The organism is Bacillus cereus group sp. BfR-BA-01381 (genome assembly GCF_022663555.1).
Taxonomy (GTDB): Bacteria; Bacillota; Bacilli; order Bacillales; family Bacillaceae_G; genus Bacillus_A; species Bacillus_A pacificus.
The window spans coordinates 1-10857 of record NZ_JAKUFR010000127.1; the positions used below are offsets into that span (position 1 = coordinate 1).

The window sequence follows — 10857 nt, forward strand, 5'->3', positions numbered from 1 at the left end:
TTTTCTTTTGTTTCAACAACAACATATCCTGCTTTACTAGCTTTTATGTCTATATGTTCCAATTCAATTTTTTTATTTCCCTTTTGAAAAGCTGCTTCTTTTTGCGTTTTTAAGTCTTCAGCACTAGGCATGTTCTTTGAAAATAACTCCATATGTTCAGTAAAATTTTTTTCATTTGTCGTCCGTACAAATTTCTCTATCACACCTTGAATCGTTCTCTCTTCTTCTTTCATTATTTGTACCTTTCCTTCAGCTTTTGTAGTAGTAGCTTTTTGTTCTATCTGATTCTCTTTGGATTGACATCCAACTAGCAATAATACACCTATTAGAAAGGATAATATCCCTATGAAAAAAGCTCTCATCTTCCCATCTCCTAAAAAGAAAAGTGAGGCATTTCGCCTCACTTTCATTTAAAATTAGCGTCTTCCTTTATTCGGATCGCCACCACCAACAATATCAAAGACACGTTTCGCGATATTTGTATTCTCTTGAACACCAGAGAATAAGTATTTACCAGGGCCAAATGCATATACGTTTACATCTTCTCCTGTATGTCCACCTGTTGTCCAGCCTGTAACCGAACGCTTATTGAAAATATCTTCAATCGCATTATCAATCTTTGTTACATCTTTTGAAGGAGCAATATCATTTACCGCTTTAATTTCTTCAGGTGTTAATTGTAAATCAATATATTTTTTCAATGTTTCTTCTACATTTGCACCTTTTGCAATCTCATTTGCCATGAAGTCTGGTGTGCGTTTTGCAGCTTTAATTGGATCTACTTTAAAGTTATACTCACCATTTGCACCTAAAGATAATCCGCCAGTAGCGTGGTCTGCCGTTGCAACAACTAACGTATTTTTATCTTTTTTCGCAAACTCAATCGCTGCTTTAAATGCTTTTTCAAAGTCTTCCATTTCACTCATTGCGCCAACGATATCATTATCGTGTCCAGCCCAGTCAATTTGACTTCCTTCAACCATTAAGAAGAAACCATTTTTATTTTTGTTCAAACGCTCAATTGCTGCATTTGTCATTTCTTCTAATGAAGGTGTCTTCTCATTGCGGTCAATCATTTTATCTAAACCGCCTGGTGCAAATAAACCAAGGATTTGATCATTTTTATCATTTAACAATTGATCTCGATCTGTTACGTAGCTATAACCAGATTTCTTAAACTCTTCTGTAAGATTGCGATCTTTTCTAACAAAGTTTTTTACGCCGCCGCCAAGCATAACATCTACTTTATGCTTCCCTTTAATTTTCTCATCAAAATAATCATTTGCAATTGCGTCCATATTTTTACGACTAATGTCATGCGCACCGAAAGCAGCTGGTGTTGCATGTGTAATTTCAGAAGTAGCAACTAATCCTGTCGATTTCCCTTTTTCCTTCGCTTGTTCAAGAACAGTTTTCACTTCTGCTTTATCGTTATCAACTGCAATTGCCGCATTATATGTTTTAATTCCTGCTGACATAGCTGTTGCTGCAGATGCAGAGTCTGTGATATTTTCATGTTCATCTTCCGGATATGTTTTTTGTGTTCCTACAAGATGTTTATCAAACTCTGTAGATTCCATCTCAAAAGTTTTTGGATTATCTTTCATATAACGATGAGCCGTCATATATGAAGGGCCCATACCATCCCCAATTAATACAATGACATTTTTAATCTTTGCATTGCTTCCGCTCTCATCTGCACTCACTTCACTAGAACGTGTAAAATTCCATGTTGCCACCGAAGTAACCGCTAACGACGCCACAACTGCAAATGGCCATGCTTTTTTCACAAACTTTTTCACTGTCTTGTCCCCCTAATTAGGTTATTCATTTCCCACTATCAAATTTAATAGAAGACTGTTAAGAGAAAATTAGTTATATGTAAATTTTTTGTTAACTTATGTAAATATCAGTTATAATTTGTATAACTTTGTCTTTTCATATCAACCATCTTCTCCTTTACAATCAAAATATAAACAAGTTGGATTTCATTTAACGTAAATCTCTTATTTAACATTTTCAATCTACTTTTATGAAAATTAATAGAAACGTGGTGAACATGTATGAAAATAATAAAGCTAGATGAAACTTTTATTTTTGATTTACTCGACCTTTGCAAATCTATTGGATGGTTACAAAATAAAGCATTTATGAAAAAACAATTCGAAATGTACCTTTCTCTCGGTACACTTGTCGGTTATATGCATGAAAATAAACTGATTGCAGCTGGAGGCGTATTTCCTTTTAAAGATAGATTTTCTACTATTGGTATGTTAATCGTCCATCCTCATTTTCAAGGCCGAGGCATCGGGCGTATTTTGCTTAATCACTGCTTAGAACACACTCTTACAAAACAACCAATTGCACTTATTGCAACAAAAGCTGGCGAGCCTCTTTATACATCATGCGGATTTCAAACAATAACGACGATTCATCGTTTTGAAAAACAAACTACTAAGACACATATCACTCATACAAAACAAATAGAAGAAAAAGATCTTATATCGCTTATTTCCCTCGATCAAATTACAACTGGTGCCGATCGTTCTTTACTTTATTCATTACTATTACCAAGAACGAGCCACTCTTTTAAAATTGAGAGACATAACTGTATAGAAGCTTTTTCCTTATGCATACAAAAAGATAGTATATTATGTATCAATCCACTTATCGCCAAAAGAGAAGAAGATGCTATTCAATTACTACAAAACATATGTGAATGTTGGAATGGCACAGTAAGAATTGATGTCCCACATTCACAATTTTCATTTCGCAAATTTCTTCAAATAGAAAATTTCCAAGAAACGCTCCTTTCACCTCTTATGATAAAAAATGGTAGCGAACTTCCTGGAAATCGTAATATGCTATTTGCTATGATAGATACAGCGTTATGTTAGAAAGGGGACACCTAATTGAAGCGATTTAGCTATTTTATGGTAGGTTGTCTTACTCTTACACTATTAGTAGGATGTAGTGCAGCAGAAAAGCCAGTAGAACAAGTAAAACAAGTTAAAAATACACTTACAGCAAAACTAGCTACCGAGGAAAAAATGGTAGAAATAGATGGTCAAACCATTTACTTCAAAAAGATTGGTAATGAAAAACCACCTTTACTTATGATCCATGGATTTGGAGGATCGTCAGATGGTTTTCAAAAGATTTACTCAGACTTAGCAAAAGATCATACAATTATTTCTGTAGATGCTTTAGGATTCGGGCGCTCATCTAAGCCAATGGATTTTTATTATTCTTTCCCGACTCATGCAAATTTGTATTATAAATTAATGAAAAAACTAGGTTACGATTCGTTTGCAATATTGGGCCACTCAATGGGCGGAGAAATTTCTCTTAATTTAACATATTTATATCCAGAATCCGTTACCCACCTTATTTTAACTGATGCTACGGGCGGTCCTCATACACTCGTTAATAAACAAGGATCACCAAGACCACAGTTGTCGACTGATTTAAATACCGTTTCTGCCATTGCAGATTATGATGAGAGCAAAGTGAAATTTAAACGTAATGATGAAGAGCATTACAATAAAATGAAATTATGGCCTAGACGTCTTCAAATCAACGCAAATGAAATAAAACAACCGACCTTAATTATATGGGGAAGAAATGATAGTAGCGTTTCGTGGAAAGAAGGAGAAACGTATCATCAATTCTTAAAAAATAGTACTTTCCATATTATCGAGAAAGGCTATCACGCACCATTTCGTCAGGAACCACAGGAGTTTGTAGGGTATGTGAAAGATTTCTTTGGCAAAAACCCTATAATAACTGAAAAATAAACGGGTATCTCATTTTGAGATACCCGTTTTCATATATTAAGCAGCTTGCTTTTGGCGTTTTTGAGTTTTTGATCCTAATACTTTCGGGATAACGAAGCCATCCATTCCAAATTTCCCAGCGTTCATACCGGACACAAGAACAAACATAGATAAGATAACCATTTCAGGGTTCACACCAATTGACCCACTAAACATATAGGAAAAGTTCATTACAAGACCAAAAAAGACCGCTGTTTTTGTTAAACAGCCTACAATTAAACCAATCCCGACTAAAATTTCTCCCCATGTTACAAGTGTATTAAATAGATCAACGTTTGGAATTGCGAAATCTTGTAAAAATGATGCCCACCAAGATTGAACAGCCGGTTGTGCACCTTTAGATTTTTCAATTGCACCTTGTAAATAACCAGTTGCATCGAATCCTTTTCCTTGTAGTTTACCGATTCCAGCCATTAACCATGTGTAACCAAGATATACTCGAATTACTGCTAATACAAAAGAAACTGCTTTGTTTTCTCTTAAAAATTGAATAACCATATCTTCCTCCTAAAGTTGTAATTAAGTTAGTTACAGATAATATAATAACATTAGTTACTTATTTTTCAAACGTTAATTATGAATAATCCGTGACATGTGTATAAAACATTAAAAACTAACGTTTATATAGTAACTTTTATTACCTGTAAAAACTTGAACATATCATACCACAGGTGATAATCATTTTCATTGAAAAAATTGCAAAAAAAATGTGAGTTAAATGTGAAACACGTTTATTCGAATATAGAATAAACGTGTTTCACACTACTTATAGAATCGAAATGTATGTGTCTCCTCATCAATTAAACTCGCTTCTTGAAACGCTTCTTCTAAAGTTTTCCCATGGTTAATAACCCCATAAAATAAGCGTATAGTAAACATAAGTGCTGCATTTCCATCTACATAATCAATCGATCCAATATATGATTTCGCACCACTATGTAAAAAAGATTTTGCTAAATTTTGATCCCCTAACGTGCACCCGCTATTTACAATATGTGTATTATGCAATTTTGCATATTTATAAATTTCTTCTGCACCAAAGTATCCTCTCGGTTCATCTTGTTCATATATATCTTCACCTAACTCTTCCATGACAAACTTTCCTTCCTCACCATGAAAGCAAAAGACAACATAATCGATATCATTATATAAACCCTTTCCAGAAAGAATATCGATGAACTCTTTCGGTCTACCAATCCAGTACGTTATAACTTTCGCCCCAAAATATTCAAGTGATGCCCGGATTGATTGCGCCTCTAAATCCGAATTAAAGCCAACTACTAGTGCAACATTCAACATACACCCTCCATCCTACCATTAGATCTCCTCAATCAAACTTTTAAGGGATACATCCATTTCATATATACCCGTTTCTTGCAAAAAATCAAATCTAGTTAAAACGACCTTCTGTAAATATTGCCTATATGCTGTAATTGTCCCGTCGTGAGATACAATGCAAACTCTTTCCGCACCTAGCTCATAACATAAAAACAGGAATCCATCTACTATTTGCTGAAAGCTATGTTCTGAAATAGTATTTATACCTTCCTTCCATAGCTGCTGATTTGTGTTTTTCTCTATCGAAAAATGTGGAAATAAATTTTTTATTATCCCCTGATCTACTATGTGATCACATGGTAATGTTTTCGCTCCTTCTCGATAAGGAAAAATACGCGGGGATACATATGGATGGACGATTTTTTGACAAGCTACCTTCTCACTCCATATCGCCGCCGTTTGCAAAGTTCTAAGTGTAGGGCTAGCGATTAATATATCCGTTTCTTGCAAGGGTACATTGCATTGAAGTAATTTAGCTTGATTCCTTCCCTCATCTGTTAATGATGGATTCAACCTTTGTAAACTTGCCGGCAAATCTTTTGTATGTTCTCCTTCACCGTGCCGAACAAAGACGAGTTTCATACCCATCCTCCTCTCTCCATGAAATCCTTCAACATAACTTCTTCCCTACCTCATCCATTATTCCTGCTATAAGAAAAAGCAATATGTAAAAAAGATTTGACATAATAAATTAGGAAATATTACAATTGCATATGTAAAATACTTTTTACAGGAGAAAGGGGAATCATACATATGAAATGGATAACCACCTTAATTGGCATGATTATATGGGGATATATAAACGGATTTTTTAGCAGTGATAAAACTGCTAATCCTTGGATTACAGATGATGAACGGGAAACAAAAATTAAACAGAAAGCAATTATTGCAAGCTGGTCCGGTGTTTTTATGTTTTGTACCATTAACCTCTTAAACAAATGGTTAGGTGTAGGAACGAGCGATACATCCCCTTACTTACCATCTTCTATCGCAACTATTTTAAAAGAAAATGTAGAGTTACAAATTTTATTTATGCTATTTATTACGTATGGCATATTTTACGTATACTATCGAAGAAAACTAAGTGCTTAACTTTCATCTCATGATTATCCTCCTAAATGGTTATAGTAATTAGGACGAAATGAAAGGAGCGATAGAAAAATGAGTAACTCGAATGACTTTTTAGATACACTGCATGAAAAACAAGCAAAAGATGAACAAAATAGAAAACGTCAAGGAAACGGAAACCCAGCGAAAAAGAAGCCAAATAAAACGCATAAATAACCAATAAAAAAATGTGCCTAAAATTATCTTTTAGGCACATTTTTTATTCTTCTTTTACCGAGATAACATTTCCCCAATTCCATTTCTCATAATACCACTCTGGTACATCTATATTTTCAATCCACTTCATTTCATGCTTTCCATCTCTATGAGCAAGCCATACATCTGCTTTCTTACGGTCTGAACGTATCCATATTAATTGATTGCTCTTCTTCATAAAGATTGGATGATAATCACCCTGCTTATGAGGTGGCTTTGTGATTCGATGCTGTACATTGCTTGTACTATCAACCTCATATAAAGATGGTAGTGGCCTTTTTTCTGGCAATGTTTCAAATCCTCCCTCTTTTGCTCGAGAGACGATAATTACGTTATCGTTCTTCCATGCAAAATCCCAATCAACATATCCTTGCGGCGTAAATGTGTTCTGCTGAAGTGCTGGCAGTTCTTTTACTTTTAAATGTTTATTCTCTAACGCAACTCTTCCGCTCCCTTCAATATAAGCTAATATATTTTTTGATGGTGCCCATTGAAACCATTGTGCGTTTAATAACATTTGATCTACTTTTTCAAACCGACTGCCATCTGCACGAACTAGGCAAAGCGTATTACTATCAGCTGACCATGAAGCTGTCGGTACCGCTAAAAATGAAATCCACTTTTGATCTGGTGACCACTTAAAGCCACTTGCAACTAGCGCTAGGAAATCATCATGTTCATTTGGCAATGCATACAAATGTTTCATTTTATGAGGGTTCATATGGGCATCTTTTTGCACTTCATATAGCTGTGCTCCTGTCCATCCTGTTGGAAGTAAGTGTGCTTCAGAGGATACAAAAAACTTCTTTCCATCAGGATACCATACATAATCTCCTACACCTGCCGATACATTTTCAAAATCTGTATTCTTTTTTTGGACGTCAAACGTATTTAATGTATTCGCGAATACAAATGCAATTATATTCTCTTTCGGTGACCATTGATAATTCGATACTTCCGATTGAAACGGTGCAACTTTTTTTCCATCTTTCAGCCGATACAGTTCAAAACGATTTTGCTTCTTCCCTTTAGCATAGGCAAGCCATTCTCCATCATAAGACCATTTCGGCCCTGTTATGTACTCACCTTTTGTTATTTGTTTTTCTTTTCCATCAATTTTAATCCAAAGATCATGATGACGAATAAAAGCAATTTTTGCTTCATTATTTTCTGCGCTAATATTAATAATTGAACATAAAAATACGACTAACATGGTACCAACGCTTACTATGAACCGTTTCATAACACCCCTCCATTTCCCTCATAGCATTCCTCAATGTCCACCTACAATATGTAAAAAATACCCATTCGACATAATCAGAAAAAATTTCCCAAGAAATTTTAAATTCATAGAGGATTGGTATGAATTGTGTCGAAAATATAGTTTAGCTAACATTCGATTATGTAATTCGAGATGAATTTGCAAGATAATTTTTCGGAATATTGGCACTTTTTTATTAGGGGGAGTTTCAATGAAAAAAACTACATCTACACTATTAAGTATGGCGCTCGTCTTTTCCAGTTTTGGAGCTTTAAGCGCACATGCTGAATCACTGCAAAAGGAAAAGCAATTTAGTCCACAACTAAAAACAACGATTGAACAGTGGGGAGAAAATAAAATTGCTCAAAATGTTGAAACAAAAACTGCAAAAGAAATTTCAGTCATTGTAGAATTGCAACATGCACCTCTCGCAGCACAAGGTAATATTCAGCATGCTCCAGATTTACAAAGTAATCATGCACAGTCTTATCATGCCGAGCTTAAAAAAGCACAAGAAGATACGACTAAGAAAATAAAAGAAAAAGCACCCGGTGTAAAAATTAAAGAAGTGTATAATACGTTATTTTCCGGATTTTCTATTTCAGTTCCTGGAGATCAAATTACTGCTCTTGCTTCTTTACCAGAAGTAAAAGCAGTCTATCCGAACTTAACATATAAACTACATGAAACATCAAAAAGTACTACTAATGAAGAAGCACCAAACATCGGCGGACCGACAATTGGTGCAACTGAAGCGTGGAATTTAAAAGACCCATCTGGCAAACCTCTTGATGGAAAAGGGATGAAAGTAGCGATTATCGATTCTGGTGTAGACTATACACATCCTGACTTAAAAGCAAATTATATTGGTGGATATGACACAGTCGATGAAGATAATGATCCTATGGATGGTAACGTACATGGTACTCATGTAGCAGGAATTATTGCTGGTAACGGAAAAATTAAAGGCGTTGCTCCAAATGCTTCTATTTTAGCCTATCGTGTCATGAATGACGGTGGAACTGGTACAACAGACGATATTATTCAAGGTATTGAACGAGCAATTCAAGATGGTGCTGATGTGTTAAATCTGTCTCTTGGACAAGATTTAAATGTACCTGATCAGCCTGTAACTTTAACGTTAGAACGTGCAGCAAAACTTGGGGTTACTGCAGTTGTTTCCAATGGAAATGATGGCCCAAAACCTTGGTCTGTTGATGCACCTGGTAATGCAAGCAGTGTTATATCAGTTGGCGCATCTACAGTTTCTATCCCGTTTCCAACATTCCAAGTAGCTGGTTCCAGTAAAACGTATCAAGGGGTACCGTTATCAAAATCTGATTTCCCAATAGGAAATGATTCTCCACTTGTATATGTTGGCTATGGTAATCCAAGCGATTATGCTAAACAAGATGTAAAAGGAAAATTTGCACTTGTTTTACAAGGTACTTCTAGTACGTTAGTAAAAGCTGAACAAGCGAAGCAAGCTGGTGCACTTGGTGTGTTATTAATCTCTAACGAAAAAGAAATTAATATTATGCCGGAATATTTTGCACGTGAAAATCTATCCATTCCAGTTATGCAATTATCAAATGTAAACGGTGAAGAGTTGAAAAGCTTAATTACAAAACGCAAAAAAAATATAAAAATTGGACAACCCGTTCCGACTGAATTAATTGGTAACTTTAGTTCAAGAGGCCCATCACAAGGAAGTTGGCTTATAAAACCAGATATCGTTGCACCTGGAGTACAAATTACTAGTACAGTACCACGAGGCGGCTATGAATCTCATAACGGAACAAGTATGGCTGCGCCGCAAGTAGCTGGAGCTGTTGCCCTCTTGCGTCAAATGCACCCTGATTGGACAACAGAACAATTAAAAGCATCTCTTGCCAATACGGCAAAAACTTTAAAAGATGTAAATGAAAATACATATCCTGTCATGGCGCAAGGATCTGGTTTAATTAACATCCCGAAAGCAGCTCAAACCGATGTATTAGTCAAACCTAACAATGTGAGCTTCGGTCTTATTAAGCCAAACAGTGGTAAAGTAAAACTGACGCAAAATATTACGTTACAAAATCTATCTAGTAAAAAGAAAAGTTTTTCAACTCGTGTAGAATTGCTAGATGCAAACACAAAAACAAAAGTAAAAACTTCTGTACCTTCATCGATTAGCATACAGCCGAATAGTAGTACCGAAAAACCATTTACTATCACTGTCGATAGTTCGCTACCCCAAGGTGTATATACTGGGAATGTGTATGTAAAAGAACAAGGTAAGAAGGAAGAAACTCGCATTCCATTTACATTTAGTATCGATCCTAAAGATTACAAACGTATAGATGGACTCGAAATTATTAATTCTACTTTTAATCCAAATGGTGACCAAATATTAGACGATAATCTCATCAACTACTATTTAGTTGCACCTGTGGATGATGTAACATTGCATGCAAATTTAGTTACAAAAGAACGTGTAACGTACCAAGGGATTATCCATCAAGCTAAAAATGAAACAGCTGGATACAAACCTTTCAAATGGAATGGTACAAAAGCAGATGGTACTCCGTTAGCTGACGGTCTATACCAAATCGAAGCAGTTGCCTCTAATTCTGGTGGGGAAACGAAACAAACAGCTGCTGTATTTCTTGATCGAACTGCACCTAAGCTAACATACGAAGTTGACCAAGAAAACTTTGTAATTACAGGAAAAGTGGATGATATCCTACTAGATTGGATGACAGAATCCGGTTGGATTGCACCTGGTATTCCAGTGAGAATGCAATATGAGATTAACGGAAATGGTGTATGGGAGAGTGCATTCCTAAACACTTGGGAGAAAAACTACGAAATTTATTTCGATCGTAATCAATTACAACAAGGAAAGAATACAATTCATATTGTTGCAACAGATGCAGCTGGAAATACAACTAATTTAAGTGTTGATTTAGATGTGAAATAAAAAATTATTGTTGACAATTTTTTTAATATAGTTTTATAATACAAAACATAGTTTAGTTGAACGAATTATATATCAGCTTTGAAGGAATACCAGTAGCGACTTATATCCCTGTCTCAGAGAACTGATGGTTGGTG

At 35.3% G+C, this 10857-nt stretch carries 11 protein-coding genes; 5 read left to right on the forward strand and 6 right to left on the reverse strand.

Annotation, left to right across the window (positions count from 1 at the left end; genetic code table 11):
* Together MR079_RS25980 and MR079_RS25985 are read right to left on the reverse strand one after the other, a co-directional pair.
* Positions 1–362, reverse strand: a 362-nt coding sequence (locus tag MR079_RS25980; protein WP_242294899.1) for a hypothetical protein, incomplete at its 3' end; no start/stop codon positions are given.
* A gap of 54 nt (positions 363–416) precedes the next feature.
* Entirely contained in the window at positions 417–1802 is a 1386-nt protein-coding gene (locus MR079_RS25985; RefSeq protein WP_000714933.1) for an alkaline phosphatase, read from the reverse strand.
* A gap of 261 nt (positions 1803–2063) precedes the next feature.
* On the opposite strand from MR079_RS25985, the gene MR079_RS25990 reads away from it, so the two are divergent.
* The gene (locus tag MR079_RS25990; RefSeq protein WP_139866602.1) at positions 2064–2897 is read left to right on the forward strand and encodes a GNAT family N-acetyltransferase; all 834 of its coding nucleotides are present in this window, start codon (positions 2064–2066) and stop codon (positions 2895–2897) included.
* Positions 2898–2912: 15 nt separating this feature from the next.
* Complete coding sequence (locus MR079_RS25995) at positions 2913–3797, forward strand: alpha/beta fold hydrolase (protein WP_000819828.1); 885 nt, start codon at positions 2913–2915, stop codon at positions 3795–3797.
* Positions 3798–3833: 36 nt separating this feature from the next.
* Here the strand turns inward: MR079_RS25995 and MR079_RS26000 are convergent, their stop codons facing one another.
* The 3 genes from MR079_RS26000 to MR079_RS26010 form a co-directional block, all read right to left on the reverse strand.
* Complete coding sequence (locus MR079_RS26000) at positions 3834–4334, reverse strand: DoxX family protein (RefSeq protein ID WP_000236601.1); 501 nt, start codon at positions 4332–4334, stop codon at positions 3834–3836.
* Between the two features lie 264 nt (positions 4335–4598).
* The gene (locus tag MR079_RS26005; protein ID WP_139866600.1) at positions 4599–5135 is read right to left on the reverse strand and encodes a delta-aminolevulinic acid dehydratase; all 537 of its coding nucleotides are present in this window, start codon (positions 5133–5135) and stop codon (positions 4599–4601) included.
* An 18-nt stretch (positions 5136–5153) separates the two neighbouring features.
* Positions 5154–5756: a histidine phosphatase family protein gene (locus tag MR079_RS26010; protein ID WP_139866598.1), complete on the reverse strand. Its 603-nt coding sequence runs from the start codon at positions 5754–5756 to the stop codon at positions 5154–5156.
* 171 nt (positions 5757–5927) lie between these two features.
* On the opposite strand from MR079_RS26010, the gene MR079_RS26015 reads away from it, so the two are divergent.
* Together MR079_RS26015 and MR079_RS26020 are read left to right on the forward strand one after the other, a co-directional pair.
* A complete protein-coding gene (locus MR079_RS26015; RefSeq protein ID WP_139866596.1) occupies positions 5928–6266 on the forward strand; it encodes a phosphoglycerate mutase in 339 nt (112 codons plus the stop codon).
* A 69-nt stretch (positions 6267–6335) separates the two neighbouring features.
* On the forward strand, positions 6336–6458 hold the full coding sequence (locus MR079_RS26020) for a DUF4023 domain-containing protein (RefSeq protein ID WP_000071861.1): 123 nt from the start codon (positions 6336–6338) through the stop codon (positions 6456–6458).
* Between the two features lie 43 nt (positions 6459–6501).
* Here the strand turns inward: MR079_RS26020 and MR079_RS26025 are convergent, their stop codons facing one another.
* Complete coding sequence (locus MR079_RS26025; protein WP_139866594.1) at positions 6502–7740, reverse strand: TolB family protein; 1239 nt, start codon at positions 7738–7740, stop codon at positions 6502–6504.
* Between the two features lie 229 nt (positions 7741–7969).
* Between MR079_RS26025 and MR079_RS26030 the strand changes: the two genes are divergently transcribed.
* The gene (locus MR079_RS26030; protein WP_242294900.1) at positions 7970–10723 is read left to right on the forward strand and encodes a S8 family serine peptidase; all 2754 of its coding nucleotides are present in this window, start codon (positions 7970–7972) and stop codon (positions 10721–10723) included.
* Positions 10724–10857: the final 134 nt, after the last annotated feature.